The organism is Anabaena sp. CCY 0017 (genome assembly GCF_963920885.1).
Taxonomy (GTDB): Bacteria; Cyanobacteriota; Cyanobacteriia; order Cyanobacteriales; family Nostocaceae; genus Nodularia.
Genome location: NZ_CAWUDG010000012.1, coordinates 1 through 18736, shown reverse-complemented (window position 1 = coordinate 18736; position 18736 = coordinate 1). Strand labels below are relative to the sequence as shown.

The following is an 18736-nucleotide window of genomic DNA, read 5'->3' as shown; positions in this document are numbered from 1 at the left end:
ACTAATTTTTAGGTGAAGCCACTACACGAATCCAGACTCCATCATCATTTTCATAGTAATGATCAAACCATGATTCTGCCCACAGTTGTGGGGGGGAGTAGGGCGCACTATTAAAAAAAGACTTGAAAACCCGATAACCTTTTTTCATTAACTTAGAAATAATAGATAAAGGATTATACCCTTGACTTTGAATTAAGTATTTTTCTGGTTGTGATGAAAAATGATTCTTTACATTATGCCCACAGGTTTTCATAGACAAAACATTAAATCCGCAGTGATCCAAAAAAATCTCAAGCGAACGGGGAGAGTAATAATATAGATGACCGTGTTCTGCGCTCACTGGGTTAGTAACTTTATTTATTACTTTCTCAATTCCCAAACTATACTCATTGGGAACTTCCATGAATAAGAGTCCATTTTTTTTGAGCGATTTTTTGACAAGATTCAAGTGTTCTATGGGGTGACTGATATGTTCCAGCACATGAGAAGAACAAATCAAGTCAAAATGGTTTTTTTTCCAACCTTCGGAATCAATCATGTGATTGAAAATTGCATTCCCTTCTCCCTCTAATCTCTTACTTGCTAGAAGTGACATTTTACGGTCTGGCTCGTATCCAGTGACACTGAAACCATTTTCACCCAATAATGCTAAAAGAGAACCAGAAGAACAACCTATTTCCAATGCTTTTTTCTCTTCAGTATCAGGAAGAAATGGATAAATAAATTTAAATTGCGACAAAGGTCTATGTTCTAATAAACTTCTATGATTGATAATGTAGTTATCCAATGTCTTACTAAAATCTTCATTCAACTCAGCTTCAAACTCCTCTATACTGGATTTGTCATAAAATCCAATTTGATAAAAATTTGATAATTCTCCTGATGTAGGAACTGGATAAGTAAAACCAAATTGACAAATTTCACATTCATAAATATTACTATTAGGAAAGGTTGGATTAATTCCTATAACTTTAATGTTGGGATTGTTACAAATAGGGCAGAACATAGTTACCTATATTTTTAACTAAAACTATTTATCGGCTAAATTATCAAAACGTTAATCAAAAATTTACGAAAAAAAGTGCGTTTAAGGCGTTAAACATTAGTTGTGAGCCTCTACTGTCCAATCTCGTTTTTGATAAAACTGGGATCGTTCCAAATTTATCTGTGAATTTTCTCTTTTAACTTTAAATCTAAAAGAAGGAACAACATCTAACTGATATAGCGATCCTTTGTGAATTCCTAATCTAGCATTGTATAAACCTGGCATTAATCCTAGAAAAGATAAGTGAAGGCGAATTTCGTTAATTCCCTTAACTGCCCTTAAAGGCTTACGTTCATTAAGGTTATTAAAAAATAATATATCACTTGGCTGCCCTTGCTTTTGTATTGAGAGTCTTACACAAAGCTCTTCGATAGGATACTCAGCCTCACATTCTATACAAAAGTAAACTGATTGACCACTTATAGGTTCGTTAATTTGGTGATTATTCTCATCTCGAAAAAATATGTTTTTGATAACTGCTCCTACAGCTTCCTGTTTGGGCTTGTTAATTAAGGAGTTAATAACCGAATCTTCCACATTTTGGTAACAAATATCCTCTTCATATTTACTCATAACCTCAGCTACTTCACCTGAAGTAATCTTTTTGCCCTTAGATAAATATATAGCTTGATTACAGACACCTAAAATAGCTTCAGGATTATGTGAAACCATAATGAATGCAACGGATTTATTCCTTAAATCTGCAAGACGGCGATAGCATTTACTCTGAAATCTCACATCACCAACCGCTAGTACCTCATCAATCAATAAAATATCTGGCTCAGTATGAATCGCACTTGCAAACCCCAACCTTGCTGCCATCCCCGAACTATAACTCTGCACTGGCGCATCAATCGCATCCCCAATCTCGGCAAACTCAACCACCTGATCAAACCGTTCATCAATCTCCTCTTTGGAAAGCCCCAAAATTGACATATTGACATAAATATTTTCCCGTCCCGTCAAAATTGGGTTAAATCCAGCCCCCAAAGCAATCAACGGCGCAACCCGCCCCTTAATCTCAACCGAACCATGATCCGGCTTAATCAAACCACTAATAATCCTAAGCAGCGTTGTTTTTCCTGCACCATTCGCCCCCACCAAACCTAAAGCCTCACCTCGGCGCAGTTCAAAACTGACATCATTCAGCGCCCAAAACTCACCCTTGCGTAACTCCACATCTGTTCGCCGAGCGCCAAACACCTCACCACCTATATCTTGTATCCCATAAAAAAGGGACTTCTTCAAATCCCGACAAAACCGCTTGGATATATTCTTCACCGACAAAACAATGTCGTCATCTTGTGGTTGTTCAAAAGTGTCTTGAGCAGATGTCAGCAAAGTCATAGCTAGTAATGAATATAGAATTAACTACAAATACAATCGGGTTCATCCCAGTTTTTATTTTGCAAAAACAGAATAATTGTCATTGCGAGGAGGAACGACGAAGCAATCGCATAGGTTTGTTGTTAGTCGGAGATTTTGCGATTGCTTCACTCCACTTCGTTCCGTTCGCAATGACGTGCAAAAAAGTGGGATGCTCCCAGACAATCAGGGGATAAATTACGAACTCATCCGCTCCACAACAAACGGAATTGCCAAGCGATACCATACCCAAGCCACTAACAACAACCCAAACGCCAAACCACTAACAACCCAAAAACCAGCCGGGTTAGTCACTAACCCACTTGTAGCTAAATCTCGTGTAGTCACCAACAAAGGTGTCACCGGATTTAAATTAACAATGGTAGCAAACAATCCCTCTTTAGGAGTCGGATAAATCACCGGAGTCAACAACAACCAGGGAGACACAATTAACGGTATTGCTTTGGCGATATCTCCATACAAAGCCCCAATAGGAGCCAGTAACAAACCAATTCCCGTACCTAAAATTACCAAGTGAATCAAAGCCACTGGCGCAAGCAAAGCACTCCAAGTCACAGGAATCTGAAACCAAATAAACAAACCCAAAATCAAAATTAACTTAATGCCAAAATTAAAAAATACTTCCCCCAACTTTGCTAATATAATCGCTTCTTTAGGGAAATTAATTTTTGCCAGCATTGGCTTTGCTGTATTCACGGCTGCAATTGGAGCATTCAATGATTCCACAAAAGTTTGCCAGAGTGCCATGCTAAACATCACATAAGCCGGATAGGGAATATCTGTATCTCCAATATTTACCGCCCCAGCATTTCTAGCTACCAGCAACCCCGCAGCCGTAATAATCGGTGGTAAAAATGCCCACAACACCCCAAACAAAGACTGTCGATATTGAGCGCTGATATCTCTAACCAATAATCGCCATGCTAATTCTCTGGATGCCAGCAAATCCCGCCCCATCTCTCGAAATAATTGCAACGGGTGGCGAATTCGGCTTTCTGATGTATAAACAACTCGGTTAGAAATTGTACTAGGTTTCCTCACATTAAAAACACCTGATTTTACTTAAATTATTTTGATACGTTTAGCCATATAAGACTCATATTTGATTTATGAAACACACCCTACATATACTGATTTTACTTAAATTATTTTGATACGTTTATCTATATTTTTTGATTTCTTTAATAAGACTATTCCAAAAAATAAATGCTTCAGAGGATGTTTTCAAAATTCTGGGCGAATATACAGCACTTTGCCAGTAAACCAAATACAAATTTTTATCTTGGAACTCTTGTGGGGGAGGGCAGTCTTTGCCCTCCCTGGTGTACCTCACGCGCGAACAACTCAACCTACTCTCAAAATCTTGGCGATTGCTTCCCTTCACGGAGCCTGTTGCGAGCTTTGCGTGGCAATCCGGTCGCAATGACATATTGGCTGTAATTACTCAATTTATTGACTCTTCATCGCCTTGGCAAAATCATCTGTAGTATTACACAAAAACGCAGGATTTAATATTTCTTCAATGCTATAAGGACAAATATCTAAAAAAGTAGCTAAACCTAAACCTGTTTCTGCTGATACTTCCCGGCGAGCATTGCGATAAGCTTTGGGTAAAATAGCAGGGATATATTGCTGCAAACTAGGATTTTCTACTAATAAATCCTGAAAATCATCCCGTTGGTTAGCAATAGTTGTAAACCAACTTATAGAACGTTTTCGAGATTGATATTGCCATTTGAGTAAATGAGCTAGTAGAACCACTAACCGATTTTTTAACTCATTTTTTTCCCTAATCCCCATAGCATCTAACTCTTCCGCCAGATTTTCCCAGTCTAAAGCTGTGACATCCCGATTAGTTAAAGCTAACTGCTGCTGATTTATCCACGCTAAAAAATCTGTTTCGTAGAGAGATGATTCAGACATACAGAACTTTGCCAATAAATCAAGGAAACATCTTCATATTATAAATCTTGTGGGGTGGACATCTTGCCCGCCTTATAAACAATAAAAAGAATTTACAGTATGACAACTTAACTGTTTAGCATTCATCCGCGTAAACTCCCCCACAGAAGGATTCCCATGAGGATCTATCACCCCTGTTACCTGCTGCCATAATTCTCTGGGAGCTAAGGAGATGTTATATATGCCATCGTCAGACTGACGCACATAATACCATTTTTTTTGCTGACACTGTTCACACCAAAAAGCCTCTAACCACTCCCCTTGTATAGGAACGGCTGTATGATTGGCTATCGACAACGATGCAGCCCGCCGACTTAAGCCCCGTTGCTCTAACTGACCTGGTTTATCAGCAAAAAGTCGATATTTTTTACTCACGCTATCCAGATAACAGCCATGAATAGGACAATAGATAGCTCTACGTTTAGAACGTTTCCGATTTCGGTCACACCTTCTCTGCAAATCGACCTCCTAATATAAATAAGATAGGAAGGTTACGTTGGGAGGGACTGAGATCAAATAGACCATCGAAGCCCGACTCCTAAAAACTAGCACTCTATTTAGAGTCAGTATTGATTTGTTTTCAGTACCTTTTTAATTAAAATGAGATTTTTGAATCTCCTGAAAATCCATTAGTCAAGAATCTAGGTTTGTATTTTTTACCTCTATTTTTCCTGAATAACTTATATCACAGATGTGTAACAGCTACACATAAACTAAATTTCTTTGAGATTGAGATCAAATCTGCCCCAGGCCTCTGCCACCTCAAGACGGGCTTAAGTCTTTTTAATATTCAAAGCCTCACGCAAAACATTCAGGTATTGTTGAGCAATAATTTTAGGTGTAAAGTGCGATTGGAGATATTGGCGAGCAGCTTTACCCATCTGTTTCCCTAGTTGTTGGTTACGCTGAAGCAAGCGGATAAATTCAGCCAACCCATGCCCATCACCATGATCAAATGCTGCACCACATTCAGCTTCGGCGATTATTTGTCTTAAGCTAGAGTATGGTGAGCAAACTACTGCCAAAGGCCTGCCGGCTGATAAAGCTGAGTACAGTTTGCTCGGTAAAACTAAACTTTCGCTGGATGGGTTAATACTCACCAAAGATAAATCGCAAGATGTCAAAGAATAGGGCAAATCTTTTTTATCTTGATAAGGTAAAAACGTAAAATTACTTAGACCTAGTTGATTAACTTGGGCAATTAATTCTTCACGTTTGGCTCCTCCACCAATACACACAAACTGCACTGGCTCATATTGCAGTTCTATAGCAGCCTTTAATAAAGTATCGATGTCATGGCACCGACCCATATTACCAGAGTAAAGCACAGTAAATTTATTCACTAAGTTGTACTTCCAAGCAAACCAGTTTTCTTGTTTGGCAATGGGTACGATGAATTCTGGGTTAGCCCAGCTATGTATGACAGAAATTTTATGCGCTACCTGTGGACAATGCTCCACAACGCGCTGTTTCATCTCAGGACTGAGAACTACAATGGCTTTAGCATTGAGCCAAACTCGCTCATTCATTGCTTGCCAAAGTTTTGCTACCCAGTGATTCTTAGACACTATACCCAGAGAGATCACAATGTCTGGGTATAGGTCATAGATGATGCATACATAGGGCAGTTTGAAGAAAAAATTAGCTAAATAGCCCACAATTGGCAAAAATGGTGGTGCTGTGGTTACTAATAATAAGTCGTTACGCCGACAAGCCGCCAACAGATAGATGAGAGTCCGTAATGTATATAAAACGCCGTTAACTACCTTACCACGAATTCTCCCTGGGCAAAGTTGGGCGCTACGCGATCGCTGGATCTTAATCCTATCAATATGTTCTAAACATGGAGCCGTACTTAAGCTAAAAGCATACCCAGGCTGACTGGTAAAAACCTCTACTTGTACCCCTTGCGGCTCTAATTGCTTGACAAGCTCCTCAATCAGTTGTCCCGTAGCAGCATAATCTGGAGGGAAAAACTGTGTAATTACGGATAATTTGATTGATTGCTGAACCTTGAGACAATCTTCATATTCAGATCCAATAGAAATGGATGGCGATACTACCTTTTCATTAATCCATTTGTTGAGTTTCATCGATCATCGTATTCTAGATTTAACAAACTTCGTTCGCGATAGCACCGAACCACTCAAGTAATTAATGAATCCCAGGGATAAATAAAGTTCCACTTTTATTCACTTATTATTTTGATCCGGTTGACTAGATGTCCGTAGTAAATTTCATGCCTCCCTTAAACTTTACTATTGTTCTTGAATTTATCCGGTAAGTAATGGTCGATTAACAACCTCAGTGATTCTGCCTGCTCAAGTTGATGGTGGCTCAAACCTATTATGTTTTATATCTTTCACAGTATACTGCATTGAAAATTTAACGTAACGAGATGAATCTCCATAAATCTTTAAAAAAGTAGCGATTGAATCAATATTTTATGTATAATACTTTTGCGTAGCATCTAATTAAACCGTAATTATACGCATTTTAGATAAAAATTTATCTTCCTTTAAGCAATAATTATCAAGTTATTCCTAGAAGTAAGGTTTATCCCTGAATTTGGCAGTTATGGTAATATTCATGCTCAGTCCTCTAATTGCTTAAGATTTACTTACTCAAATTATCAATAACTTTTGCAGCGTATATTTTCGAGATGACTTTTAACTAAATTATGAAAGCGCCTAACTAAGATATAACTATCTTGGATAGAGTGTTATACTAAAGCCGTAACATTCATACTTAAAAAAAAATGTATAAAAACGACTAAACATCAAAAATATACATTCTACTACCAATGCAGTTACAATCTTCAAAGTCGATTGTCGGATAAAGAACTATAGGAATCCGGTTTAATTTATGAAAAAAATTAAGTATCGTAGTGGCGTGGCAAGCTTAAAATGTGGCAAAAAATTGTAGGTTGGGTTGACAGAAGGAAACCCAACATCATTGGCAGCGGAACCCAACCTACTTCTAATGCACTGTTTTAGAGGGTGTTTAAAAAGTCTAATTTATTACTCGCCTTGGCGACTGTAAGTCGCGGCTACACAGACATGACGCGTAGCCATATTATATTCGCCCAAAACTTTTCAAACATCCTCTTAGGCTTGTCAATCCACTACCAATACTGTTCGGTTAACGCTATTTGCACATTGGAGATCCCCCTAAATCCCCCTTATAAAGGGGAACTTTGAGGACTTTAGCCCCCCTTTTTTAAGGGGGGTTGGGGTGATTGCCTACGGCACGCTACGCGAACAAAACCTTAACCGAACAGTATTGAATCCACTACGTGTTTGTAAGCGCAAAGCGCAGGCTACGCGAACAATAATCAAATAGTAGTCCTATATATCCATAAGTGCATTCAATAACTGGTTAAGAAAAACTGGTATTAATGAATATGGTTACATCAGTCGTAAGGGCGCAAGGCCTTGCGCCCCTACCTCCTGGTCTATTTACCTGAAAATAGCTGTAAGTTAAATATATAATAAAATACTTATGTTGATTTCTACTCCTTTGTTCACTTTTTCCTGTTGACATGATGAGAACACATAAGTTAACTATTGATAATTTAGCGTCACCAAAGGAGGTGATAAATTTGATAGTTGTAGAGTAAAAGGTTAACGGAATCATCAACGTTAATTCATAGAATCAGCATCAGAACAAACTGCTTTGTTCGTAATAAGTGATTAAGCCATTACATTGAAGCTCCCAGAGAAGCGAAGATTAATCACTTTGCCGCCATAAATAATCATAAATTACTGGAAAATTTCCTCATTACATCACTATATGAACAATCATCAATCATACAAACCTTCACATCCCGAAGATGGTAGACAATCCATCACGCCATTTTTTCAAAATCAAAATTTTCCGGGATATGAGGAGCAAACAGAGGAATGGAACTATCAAGATTTTCTGGGTCTCTTACAGCGCCGAGCGTTACTGATGATCGGTGTGGCTACAACCGTGATGGTAGGTGTATATATCAATCTCATATTAAACCCCAAACCACCAGAATATGAAAGTAGTTTTCAGATGCTGGCTGAACCTGTAGATTATGACACTAAAGTAGTTGATATTGGCAGTCAAACTAACCCATTAGCAAGACCTAGTTTAGATTACGAAAGTCAAATTCTCATCCTTAGAAGTCCTGAACTGTTGCAAAGCACCATTAAACAGTTACAAGCTGCTTATCCCGATATTAATTATAGCTCTTTAATCAATTCTCTCAGGATTTTGCGTTTAAATGAAACAAAAATTCTACAGGTCAGCTATCGTAGTCAAAATCCCGTGGAATCAAAGGAAGTATTAGAGCAGATTGCTAAAGATTATTTAGAATACAGTCTAGAGAAACGCCAAACTAAGATACGTCAAGGATTGCAATACATTAACAGAGAACTACCCTTTCTCCAAAAACGAGTAGATCAAGTTCAGAGAGAATTGCAAATTTTCCAACAAAGATATAATTTTCATAGTCCAGAATCCCTAGCCAATCAAATTGCTACTCAGACTTCTAATTTAATTCAACAACAGCAAGAACTTGAACTACAGCTAGCGCAAGCTCGTGCCAATTCTGCTTTTTTACAAAGTGAAGACGGCAGAAAAGCAGTGCTGGATAGCTATCCTGTGTATCAGGCATTAAATAATGAATTGCGTCAATTAGATATTCAACTTATCAGTGCATCTACTCTTTTTCAAGACGAAAACCCCAATATCATCACATTAAAAGAGAAACGAAATAACCTTGTACCATTAATACAGCAAGAATCGGAACGATATATACTAACTAAGCGAGCAGAAGCCGCCTCTGCACTGAACTCTTTAGAGGTTAACAACCAGGAACTGGTAAAAAACCAACAAATATTAGAACAACAACGCCAGCAATTACCAAACTTAATCCGACAATACACAGAAATACAGCGCAGATTACAAATTGCCACTGAAAGTTTAAATCGGTTTTTATCTAGTCGCGAAAATTTACAAATTGAAAATTCTCAGTCAGAAATAGGTTGGCAATTGATTCAAGTACCCTTTCAGCCAACAATTCCTGTGGTGTCTTCAGGTCTCGTCCGTAATCTCATTCTCGGATTAGCAGCGAGTATCTTCTTGGCTATTGGTGCAGCGTTACTAGTGGAAAAGTTGGATAATACCTATCAAAACGCCTGGAGCATCAAAGATAAAGTAAAAATTCCTTTATTAGGCAATATTCCCTTCAATAGGGAATTAGCAACGATTGAACCGGAAGCTATTAGTTCACAAAAAGCAATCCTGGAGTCGGACAATTCACTTGCTGAAACTATGACTAAGGTAACTAGTGTAAGAGAGCTAGACTATAGCTACAATTATACAAGTTTTGCCGAAGCTGTACGAATGCTTTATACAAATATTCATTTGTTAAATGCTGATACTCAAATACGTTCTATTACTATTACTTCAGCTATGCCAGGTGAGGGTAAATCTACAATTGCTTTTCATCTAGCTCAAATAGCTACAGCGATGGGGCAACGAGTATTACTTGTAGATGCGGATATGCGCCGCCCCAGTGTTCATACTTTATCAAATTTAAATAATCTCTGGGGATTGAGTAGTTTAATTACCTCAAATTTGCCAGTTAAAAAGGTCCTGAAACAACTTCCTTCTATGAACGACTTATCTATAATTACTGCTGGGCCTGTCCCTCCTGATTGTGCAAAGTTGCTCTCCTCCAAAAAAATGAAGGGATTGATGGCTGATTTTCAAGAAGCCTTCGACTTAGTTATTTATGATGTTCCTCCTCTAGCTGGAATCGCTGATGCTAATTTGATAGCTTCCCAAACAGACGGTCTTGTGATGGTGGCCAGGATAAATAAAACAGATCGCTCTGTGTTTGAGAGAGCGATCGCTGATCTCAAAATATCTCCGATTAATCTTTTAGGCGTAGTTGCTAATGGGCAAAAACATAATGTCAAGAGTTATTATTCTTATGACCCAGAGTGAAAAGTAAAGCACCCACCCTTTAGCCTCGGCTGAGTCATTCGCGGCGCGCATCCCATCTCAATTACAAGATGAGATGATGCGATCGCTACCCTAGAGGTTCACCGCCCACATTTTCACCAATATTTTGATTCTGGGATGAAATCAGGACAGAAAATTACACTAGGTGAAATTGTCGCAATTGACGGTACAATTTTTTTATGTAATTCTGACAAAACAAGCTAGTGATCAAAGTGCAAGCCAGATGGTGAATGCCTGGACTACTGAAAATAGACTAAAGCAAGCGATCGCCTAAAATAATCTGAGTGCCATCGGCTGAAATGCCTACTCACAAATAGTTTTATGCTTTTATCTGATTTATCTCCCAGAGGAGTTTATTCAGAGATTTAAAGGCTGCTGATTTTGTCATATTTTCGGTATTGTACGGATATAGCTATCCAGTTCTGTATATGTGGGTGTAATGCGATTTTATCAAGTTGCTATCGGGGATGGCTTTTTATATACCTTCGCAATCATGAAGTATTTATCAGAAGACAGTTGGAAGAATCCAACCCCTAGTTGCAACAGGTGAGAAAGTTTTACATAACTTAATACCTGCATGATACTGTTTTACTAGCTTAATTGCTGATATTACCGTAGGATTACTATTTTGAATTAGTAATTTTTGCATAAAAATGTTATGTGTAAATTCTGTTCCAGAAGGAATGTTTTGATGAAAAAAATGATCAATGCTCGTGACACTTATCAATTTATTAGTGCTAACTATGCTTACTGGAAGGTAGGGACAATTTCGATAAATTTTCTTCTACTGTTGACAGCTATTTCCATTCAATCAGCAGTTGCTGCCGATAATGTTGTTTCTGAAAATCAAGAGCCTCAATTGAGTGCATCTCAAGACCTCAAACCATCTGCTATAAAATCTGACCTTAATTCAGCGCCAAATATCAGCTTACAACAAAGATTGTTGGCATCTAAAAAAAGTAGTCATGTTGCTGAAACCAAGCTCGTAAGTATTAGTGATAGTTGGACTGCTAATGTTAAGCCTGAAACATTCAGCAATTCTTTTTCTGGAGACAATTCTTCTCTAAAATCTTCAGATCAGTTAAAAAATGACAATAAATTAGATAAACAGTCATTATCTGATCAAAAAAACAATATTCATTTGCCTTTAAAAGAGCAAGTACAAGAGCCAACTCACATATTGGCACAAATAGACTCTTCATCACCTGCGGGCGACACTTTTAGCGAGACTGATAGCGAGACTGATAAATTACGTCAAGAACTTTTAGTTGATCCCATCACAACAGTCGTTGATCTTCCCACAGCTACCCCTGGTTCAACGGCTGGTACTCCTTCTGCTTATGGTGCTAGTCAAGGACAAGCATATATTGGTGGTGGCTTATATTTCCCTTTCGATGAGAGTAAAGATAGGGTAGATGGTTCTTTTTCTCTTGGTTTTGGGTTGGGAGATGAGGTTGAATCTGTAGGATTAGAAGTCAACATCAACGTTACCAGTGCGGGGGGTGGTGGTGATGGGTTTGATTTTGGCGATAGTGGTGGTGTCGGTTTCAAACTACATAGATATTTAGGTGATGGCGCAGCCGTAGCTGTTGGTTGGTCAAATCCAATTAAATGGGGAGATGTGAGTGGAACTAAAGAAACCATCTATGGAGTAGTTACTAAATCATTTCCACTGCAACCAGATAACCCGGAAAACATTTTACCTTTAACGGCTTCTGTAGGTTTTGGTAGTGGTGTTTTCCGTTCTAAAGGTGCAATAGAAGCAGATACAAATGCGATGAACCTTTTTGCCAGTTTAGGATTGAGAGTTACTCCTCAAGTCTCCCTAGTCAGTAGCTGGACAGGAAATCGTCTCAATATGGGTGCGTCTTTTGTTCCTTTCAAAAAGATACCTATCGTGATCAACACTCTGTTCGTAGATATTACTGATAATCTGGATACTGGTGCTGGTTTCTCGCTGAGTGGAGGATACAGTTTCAGATTTTAATAACTGATTTATCTGGAAATTTAATCAAAAATAAAAACAATGAAGAAACAAAAGTCCTCTCTCTCTCTAGCTCTAGCATTAACTTTATTCACTTATCTAGTGGGTACGCCTTACACAGCCCATGCTGGTGGCCAAGGTATCGCAGGCAGTAGCGAAGATTCCCCTTCCTCATCTGGTGATACTTTTAACCCAGGGATACATCCTATTCGACTTGTACCTGGAACTAATGTTCAAATTAGGGAGAATTTTCTGAATCTTTCAGAACAAACTAGAAATAATTTGAATGAAGCCGCTAGGAATGTATTGAGTCAAATCTCAGGTAATAATAACCTAGCTCCGATTGCTTCCTCTGTATTACAAGATGGAGCCAATTCAGAAGAAGCGGCAAATCAAATATATGCTTGTATACTAAGTGCTGGGGCATCACCATCATCTGTAGAATCACTTGTGAGTTCTTTATGGGGTTTAGGTAGAGAAAAATCAGATAGCAGCGTGCCTGGACAAGAGGAACAACTAAATATAGTTTCTAGCACTCAATGTTCATCAGGATACACAGTCTTTGTTGATCAAGTAAACAATCCCGATATAGATATCAATAAGTTGAATACTGCGATCAATATTTATAACAAGATTGTCATGGAAAGTAATCCTGAAGCTGTTCAAAAACTATCACAAGACCCTCAATTTATCGGAATTGGTAGCCTGCTGAAGCAATTAAGGGCTACTTTGAGTTCAAATTAATTTATGCCTGTGCTGAAAAATTCTTTCTTTCCATCTGAAATGCTTTAAATCTATTAACTGCCATTGTGCAGTAATTAGATTTAATTTCAAATCCTAGAAATATCCGTCCTAGTCCTGCTGCTGCTATGCCAGTAGAACCAGAACCTGCAAAGGGGTCAAGCACTACTTCAACCTGATTTGATGAGGCTTTGACCACCCTCTCGACAATGCCTAAAGGGAACTGTGCTGGGTGTCCAGTCCGTTCCTTTGAACTGCGTTTATTGCCTGTAGTAACTTTGGGAAACTCCCAAACATCAGAAGGATTTTTACCCAGAGGATTACATCTATATTTGCCATTCTTTTTCTGATGGGGATATTTCACATTCGGATCACGGATGTCATCTAAATTGAATGTATACCTCTGAGAATCCTTCACATAAAAAAGCCATTTTTCGTTACGTGGACTGAGACGATATTTTGTGGAAACCCCAGCACCATATTGCCATACAACCTCTTGAAGTAAATAGAAAGGTGACTTATTCCATAATAAATAAGGTATAGGTACACATAATCCTTTGTCGGGAACTTCAAAATGCCCCACATTTAACCAAAACGCCCCATCTGGCTTGGTAATTCGATAAATTTGAGACATCCATTCAGCACAACTTTTAACATACTCATCTACAGAAATTGGTGTTTCATATTCTTTGCCAATGTTATAGGGTGGCGACGTAACAGTTAAATCAATATTGATGTTAGTTAAACTAAGTTTGTGTAAAAAATCCGTCGAATCACCATTATAAAGAATAAATCCATTGTCAGAATAAAATGGATTACCTAAAACTTTAAATAGTTGTGTTTCTAAAAGTTGTTGTTTAACTGCGAGACTATACTTGAAATCGTCAGCAAAACTTTGTAATAGTGACGATGGAACCGACTGGGTGGCTTTGTGTGGTGCAATTCCTTCAGCAAGATAAGTATTATGCTCCTGACTGGCTATCTTTCGTACCTTATCCTCTGGTTCTGGAACCTTCATCTGTTTTTGAGATATTTTTTGCTTTCCAATGAGAGATCAGATCCCCGACTTCTTGAAGAAGTCGGGGATCTTTTGGTTTTTTAAACGACTACAAAATTCACCAACCTTCCAGGAACTACAATCACCTTTTTGATTTCCTTGCCTTCAATGTAACGCTGAACTAATTCAGATTCACGGGCGTACTTCTCCAACTCGACTTGATCAGCTTGGGCGGAAACTTCAATATCAGCCCGTTTTTTACCATTAATTTGAATTATCAAAGTAATTTCGTCAGCTACTAAAGCCGCAGGGTCAAAAGATGGCCAAGTTTGAGTGTGGACTGAATTAGTATTACCCAATAAATGCCACAATTCATCAGCAATATGTGGGGCAAAAGGAGCTAACATCATCACTAAAGTTTGAATACCTTCAGCATAAATTGGTGAATTTTTGCAATCGGCATCAGTTAGAGCATTACTCAGCTTCATCAATTCAGAAACGGCTGTATTGAATTGATATTCATCTTCCAAATCTTCGGTTACAGCTTGAATAGCCGTATGAATTGCCCGCCGTAATTCCTTTTCTGGCTTACTTAAATCAGAAAGTTGGGCTTTTTTGCGTGATACCCCAGCCGCAGCATAATCACTCACCAAGCGCCATACCCGATTTAAAAAGCGAGATTGCCCTTCGACATCGGCTTCATCCCATTCTAGGTCTTTTTCTGGGGGGGCTTTGAACAAGATGAACATCCGCGCCGTGTCTACACCATACTTACTAATAACGTCTTCTGGTGCTACACCATTGCCCTTAGATTTAGACATGGTAGCATACAGGCGTTGTAATGGTTCCCCTGTCTGGGGGTCACGGGGGTCGGCGGCATTCACTAAATTAGAGGGAACCCATTTATCTTTACCGCCCTTATTAGGATTCATGTAAGTTAAACCCTGTACCATGCCTTGAGTTAACAGGCGTTGAAAGGGTTCATCAAAATTCAATAAGCCTCTATCCCGCAGGACTTTAGTAAAGAACCGGGAATACAACAAGTGTAAAATCGCGTGTTCAATACCACCCACATACTGGTCTACTGGCATCCAGTCATTAGTTTTGGCTGGGTCAAATACCTGTTGCTCATTCTGTGCGTCAGGATAGCGCAAGAAATACCACGAGGAATCAATGAAGGTATCCATCGTATCGGTTTCTCGCTTGGCTGGAGTGCCGCAAGTCGGACAAGGAACATTGACCCAGCTTTCTAACTGAGTTAAAGGTGAACCACCACGTCCAGTTAATTCCACTTCTTCGGGCAATTTCACCGGCAAATCCTCATCTGGGACTGGGACTATTCCACAATTTGGGCAGTGAATGACTGGTATGGGTGCGCCCCAATAGCGTTGTCGGGAAATTAACCAATCTCGTAAGCGATATTGGATTCGCAGTTTGCCAAAATTTTGTTCTTCAGCATATTTAATGATTGCGGCTTTGGCATCTGTGGAATTCATGCCAGTAAAAGAGCCAGAATTAATTAAAATTCCTAGTTCTGTATATGCCTGGTTGTAGTCAATTTTAATAACTTTTGTGATTTCGTCTGTGGCTGAGATTGGCGTTAAGTCAAAATCTGCTACATCATCAGGGGCAGCAATCACAAACTCAACGGGTAAATTATAAACACGGGCAAATTTAAAATCTCGTACATCATGAGCAGGTACACCCATAACTGCCCCTGTACCATATTCATACAGGACATAATCGGCAATCCAGATGGGTACTTCTTCCCCATTAAAGGGGTTGATAACTTTGCCACCTGTGGGGATACCCCGCTTCGGTTTGTCTTCGGCGGTACGTTCTAACTCGCTTTGCTGAGAAACTTCTTGAATAAAGGCTGTTACGGCGGTTTTTTGTTCTGGGGTGGTGACAACCTGGGTTAAAGGATGTTCTGGAGCTAAGACTAAATAACTCACACCATAAACTGTATCTGGGCGTGTAGTATAGACAGCGATTTTTTCATCCATCCCCACTACAGGAAATTCTAAATAAGCGCCTGTGGATTTACCAATCCAATTAGCCTGCATTAACTTGACCCGTTCCGGCCAACCTGTTAATTTGTCTAAATCATTGAGTAATTCTTCGGCGTAGTCGGTAATCTTTAAGAACCATTGCCGTAAAAGTTTACGCTCAACTTTTGCCCCACTGCGCCAAGAACGTCCTTCGTTATCAACTTGCTCGTTGGCAATTACAGTTTGGTCAATAGGGTCCCAGTTGACGGCTGCTTCTTTTTGATAAGCTAACCCAGCTTGCCAAAATTGCAAGAAAATCCATTGCGTCCATTTGTAATAATCTGGTGAACAAGTGGCAAGTTCACTTTCCCAGTCTATAGACAAACCCAGACGCTGTAATTGCTGCCGCATTTGAGCTATGTTTTGATAAGTCCACTTGGCTGGGGGAACTCCTCGGTCAATGGCGGCATTTTCTGCTGGTAAACCAAAGGCATCCCAACCCATTGGGTGCAATACTTTATACCCTTGCATTCGCTTGAGGCGTGCAATCACATCGGTAATTGTGTAATTACGGACGTGGCCCATGTGGAGGCTGCCCGATGGGTAGGGGAACATGGAAAGAGCGTAGAATTTGGGCTTGTGACTATTTGCAGGTGTCTTATCTAAGCCAAGTTCTGCCCATGTTTGTTGCCATTTTTCCTCAATGTCTGCTGGGTTATATCGGGAATCCACCAAAAATTCTCCTACGGGACTGTAATCGTGTCTGCTTACATATTGTAGATGCTAGATACTCTATTGAGATAAACTATGGTTACAGGCAACTTTATAAAGCTTCAAAGTCGGCTGTAAATCCAGATAAGTTTGCACATTCTTCCTGAAAAGCCTCGGCATCGCTGACATCTTCGATTTTATATCCCATGATTCGCGTCCCGTCTGGCATTTTTTTAGAAGAAATACACTCGCCTTGATATTTGTCAGGCATCGATTTGAAATTAGCACCGTGTTGTTTCCAAGCATCACCAGAACAAGTCACATTAACCCGCCACATAATTCGTCTCATTTACTAGCAATCAATTTCTATCATCTCACAATCGGGTATGGCGTTTTCTAGTTTACTGAGGCACTTGAACCCCACCCCCAACCCCCCTGACAAGTGTAGGTTTTTAATTTAGGTGTGAGTTGACACTCTCAAACACAATTTAAAACTGTGTGAAAACACCAAATTTCGTTCTTGAATGGGGAACCCAGAGGGGAAAGATGAGTTTTCAATCAACGAAAAAACCACTTTTCAGATGCATTCGTGAAAAACCTACACCTGTCAGCCCCCAACCCCCTCCCCGCAAGCGAGGAGGGGGCTATGATATGGCTTAGGGACTTTTCCAAGAAATAAATTCTGTGAGGACATTGAGAGTGGGGACTTCCGCGTTAAGTTAGACTTGTATCAGGGCAGTTTTTCAAAATGCCAGGTTTAAATTATGTTTGTTGTGTATCTGAGACAAGAATCAACTGATCTGATCTGTAATATATGACGGTGGAGCTAAAGGTGACTAGTATTGATAATCACATCTTCTCTTTGTCAGGAGAAGCATCTATCCCCCAGGCTCCTCCTGAGTTTAAATCAGGTTTTGTCGGCATTATTGGTCGCCCAAATGTCGGTAAATCTACTTTGATGAATCAGTTGGTAGGGCAAAAAATTGCTATTACATCTGCTGTAGCACAAACTACACGCAATCGTTTGCGAGGGATTTTAACTACGCCAGAAGCACAGTTAATTTTTGTAGATACACCAGGAATTCATAAACCCCATCATCAATTGGGCGAAGTGCTGGTCAGAAATGCTAAAAATGCTATTGATGCAGTAGATGTGATTCTGTTTGTGGTGGATGGATCAGTAGCTTGTGGTTCAGGCGATCGCTTTATTGTCGATTTGCTGACTCGTACTGAAACCCCAGTAATTTTGGGTTTGAATAAAATTGACCAACAACCGCCAAATTTTCAGCTAATTGATGAGAGTTACCGAGCTGTAGCCGAAGCCAATAAATGGCCGATAGTCAAATTTTCCGCCCAGACCAGCGACGGATTACCAGAACTGCAAGAGTTATTAATTGAAGGTTTAGAAACAGGGCCGTTTTACTATCCCCCCGATTTGGTAACAGACCAACCGGAACGTTTTATCATGGGTGAATTGATTCGCGAACAGATTTTACTGTTGACACGCGAAGAAGTTCCCCATTCAGTGGCGATCGCTATTGATAGAGTTGATGAAGCACCCACTATTACCCGTATACTTGCAACCATACACGTAGAGCGAGATTCCCAAAAAGGTATTCTCATTGGTAAAGGTGGTTCAATGCTCAAAGCCATTGGTAGCGAAGCTCGCGAACAAATCCAAAAGCTCATTGCTGGTAAAGTTTACTTGGAGTTGTTCGTAAAAGTGCAACCAAAATGGCGACAATCGCGCATGACTTTAGCAGAGTTAGGCTACCGCGTAGAAGAATAAATAGTCATTGGTCATTGGTCATTGGTCATTAGTTATGAGAAAAAACAATTAACTGATAACTAATGACCAAATAATTACGAATTACGAATTACGAATTACGAATTACGAATTACGAATTACGAATTACGAA

Annotated in this window: 14 protein-coding genes; 5 read left to right on the top strand and 9 right to left on the bottom strand. The window is 39.4% G+C overall.

Annotated elements, in window-relative coordinates:
- Position 1: 1 nt before the first annotated feature.
- The 6 genes from ACM0OW_RS15230 to ACM0OW_RS15205 all read right to left on the bottom strand — a co-directional run bounded on the left by ACM0OW_RS15230 (position 2) and on the right by ACM0OW_RS15205 (position 6486).
- Positions 2–1006 (bottom strand): class I SAM-dependent methyltransferase, encoded by a 1005-nt coding sequence (locus ACM0OW_RS15230; protein WP_414550945.1) that lies wholly within the window; start codon positions 1004–1006, stop codon positions 2–4.
- A 96-nt stretch (positions 1007–1102) separates the two neighbouring features.
- A complete protein-coding gene (locus tag ACM0OW_RS15225; protein WP_414550944.1) occupies positions 1103–2392 on the bottom strand; it encodes an ABC transporter ATP-binding protein in 1290 nt (429 codons plus the stop codon).
- Between the two features lie 216 nt (positions 2393–2608).
- Complete coding sequence (locus ACM0OW_RS15220; RefSeq protein WP_414550943.1) at positions 2609–3472, bottom strand: ABC transporter permease; 864 nt, start codon at positions 3470–3472, stop codon at positions 2609–2611.
- A 408-nt stretch (positions 3473–3880) separates the two neighbouring features.
- Positions 3881–4354 (bottom strand): DUF29 domain-containing protein, encoded by a 474-nt coding sequence (locus tag ACM0OW_RS15215; protein ID WP_414550942.1) that lies wholly within the window; start codon positions 4352–4354, stop codon positions 3881–3883.
- Positions 4355–4426: 72 nt separating this feature from the next.
- Positions 4427–4852 carry a hypothetical protein gene (locus ACM0OW_RS15210; protein WP_414550941.1) on the bottom strand — a complete coding sequence of 142 codons (426 nt, stop codon included), beginning with the start codon at positions 4850–4852 and terminating at the stop codon, positions 4427–4429.
- A 314-nt stretch (positions 4853–5166) separates the two neighbouring features.
- The gene (locus ACM0OW_RS15205; RefSeq protein WP_414550940.1) at positions 5167–6486 is read right to left on the bottom strand and encodes a glycosyltransferase family 4 protein; all 1320 of its coding nucleotides are present in this window, start codon (positions 6484–6486) and stop codon (positions 5167–5169) included.
- A 1699-nt stretch (positions 6487–8185) separates the two neighbouring features.
- Between ACM0OW_RS15205 and ACM0OW_RS15200 the strand changes: the two genes are divergently transcribed.
- From ACM0OW_RS15200 to ACM0OW_RS15185, 4 genes are all read left to right on the top strand, one after another.
- The gene (locus ACM0OW_RS15200; RefSeq protein WP_414550939.1) at positions 8186–10375 is read left to right on the top strand and encodes a GumC family protein; all 2190 of its coding nucleotides are present in this window, start codon (positions 8186–8188) and stop codon (positions 10373–10375) included.
- A gap of 163 nt (positions 10376–10538) precedes the next feature.
- The gene (locus ACM0OW_RS15195; protein WP_414550938.1) at positions 10539–10667 is read left to right on the top strand and encodes a hypothetical protein; all 129 of its coding nucleotides are present in this window, start codon (positions 10539–10541) and stop codon (positions 10665–10667) included.
- A 417-nt stretch (positions 10668–11084) separates the two neighbouring features.
- A complete protein-coding gene (locus ACM0OW_RS15190; RefSeq protein ID WP_414550937.1) occupies positions 11085–12380 on the top strand; it encodes a hypothetical protein in 1296 nt (431 codons plus the stop codon).
- 39 nt (positions 12381–12419) lie between these two features.
- Positions 12420–13121 (top strand): hypothetical protein, encoded by a 702-nt coding sequence (locus tag ACM0OW_RS15185; RefSeq protein WP_414550936.1) that lies wholly within the window; start codon positions 12420–12422, stop codon positions 13119–13121.
- A gap of 1 nt (position 13122) precedes the next feature.
- Here the strand turns inward: ACM0OW_RS15185 and ACM0OW_RS15180 are convergent, their stop codons facing one another.
- The 3 genes from ACM0OW_RS15180 to ACM0OW_RS15170 form a co-directional block, all read right to left on the bottom strand.
- Positions 13123–14136 carry a DNA-methyltransferase gene (locus tag ACM0OW_RS15180; RefSeq protein ID WP_414550935.1) on the bottom strand — a complete coding sequence of 338 codons (1014 nt, stop codon included), beginning with the start codon at positions 14134–14136 and terminating at the stop codon, positions 13123–13125.
- 80 nt (positions 14137–14216) lie between these two features.
- Positions 14217–16838: a leucine--tRNA ligase gene (gene leuS, locus ACM0OW_RS15175; RefSeq protein WP_414551115.1), complete on the bottom strand. Its 2622-nt coding sequence runs from the start codon at positions 16836–16838 to the stop codon at positions 14217–14219.
- Between the two features lie 91 nt (positions 16839–16929).
- Positions 16930–17154 carry a hypothetical protein gene (locus ACM0OW_RS15170; RefSeq protein WP_414550933.1) on the bottom strand — a complete coding sequence of 75 codons (225 nt, stop codon included), beginning with the start codon at positions 17152–17154 and terminating at the stop codon, positions 16930–16932.
- A gap of 477 nt (positions 17155–17631) precedes the next feature.
- Here ACM0OW_RS15170 and era point away from each other — a divergent pair, with 477 nt between their 5' ends.
- On the top strand, positions 17632–18606 hold the full coding sequence (gene era, locus ACM0OW_RS15165; RefSeq protein ID WP_414550932.1) for a GTPase Era: 975 nt from the start codon (positions 17632–17634) through the stop codon (positions 18604–18606).
- The last annotated feature ends 130 nt before the right edge of the window (positions 18607–18736 follow it).

Bases quoted from the DNA above. Each gene is read 5' to 3' on its own strand.
- ACM0OW_RS15180 (WP_414550935.1), bottom strand. From the start codon at position 14,136: ATGAAGGTTCCAGAACCAGAGGATAAGGTACGAAAGATAGCCAGTCAG.
- ACM0OW_RS15190 (WP_414550937.1), top strand. From the start codon at position 11,085: ATGAAAAAAATGATCAATGCTCGTGACACTTATCAATTTATTAGTGCT.
- ACM0OW_RS15205 (WP_414550940.1), bottom strand. From the start codon at position 6,486: ATGAAACTCAACAAATGGATTAATGAAAAGGTAGTATCGCCATCCATT.
- ACM0OW_RS15185 (WP_414550936.1), top strand. From the start codon at position 12,420: ATGAAGAAACAAAAGTCCTCTCTCTCTCTAGCTCTAGCATTAACTTTA.
- era (WP_414550932.1), top strand. From the start codon at position 17,632: ATGACGGTGGAGCTAAAGGTGACTAGTATTGATAATCACATCTTCTCT.
- ACM0OW_RS15170 (WP_414550933.1), bottom strand. From the start codon at position 17,154: ATGTGGCGGGTTAATGTGACTTGTTCTGGTGATGCTTGGAAACAACAC.
- ACM0OW_RS15230 (WP_414550945.1), bottom strand. From the start codon at position 1,006: ATGTTCTGCCCTATTTGTAACAATCCCAACATTAAAGTTATAGGAATT.
- ACM0OW_RS15200 (WP_414550939.1), top strand. From the start codon at position 8,186: ATGAACAATCATCAATCATACAAACCTTCACATCCCGAAGATGGTAGA.
- ACM0OW_RS15225 (WP_414550944.1), bottom strand. From the start codon at position 2,392: ATGACTTTGCTGACATCTGCTCAAGACACTTTTGAACAACCACAAGAT.
- ACM0OW_RS15215 (WP_414550942.1), bottom strand. From the start codon at position 4,354: ATGTCTGAATCATCTCTCTACGAAACAGATTTTTTAGCGTGGATAAAT.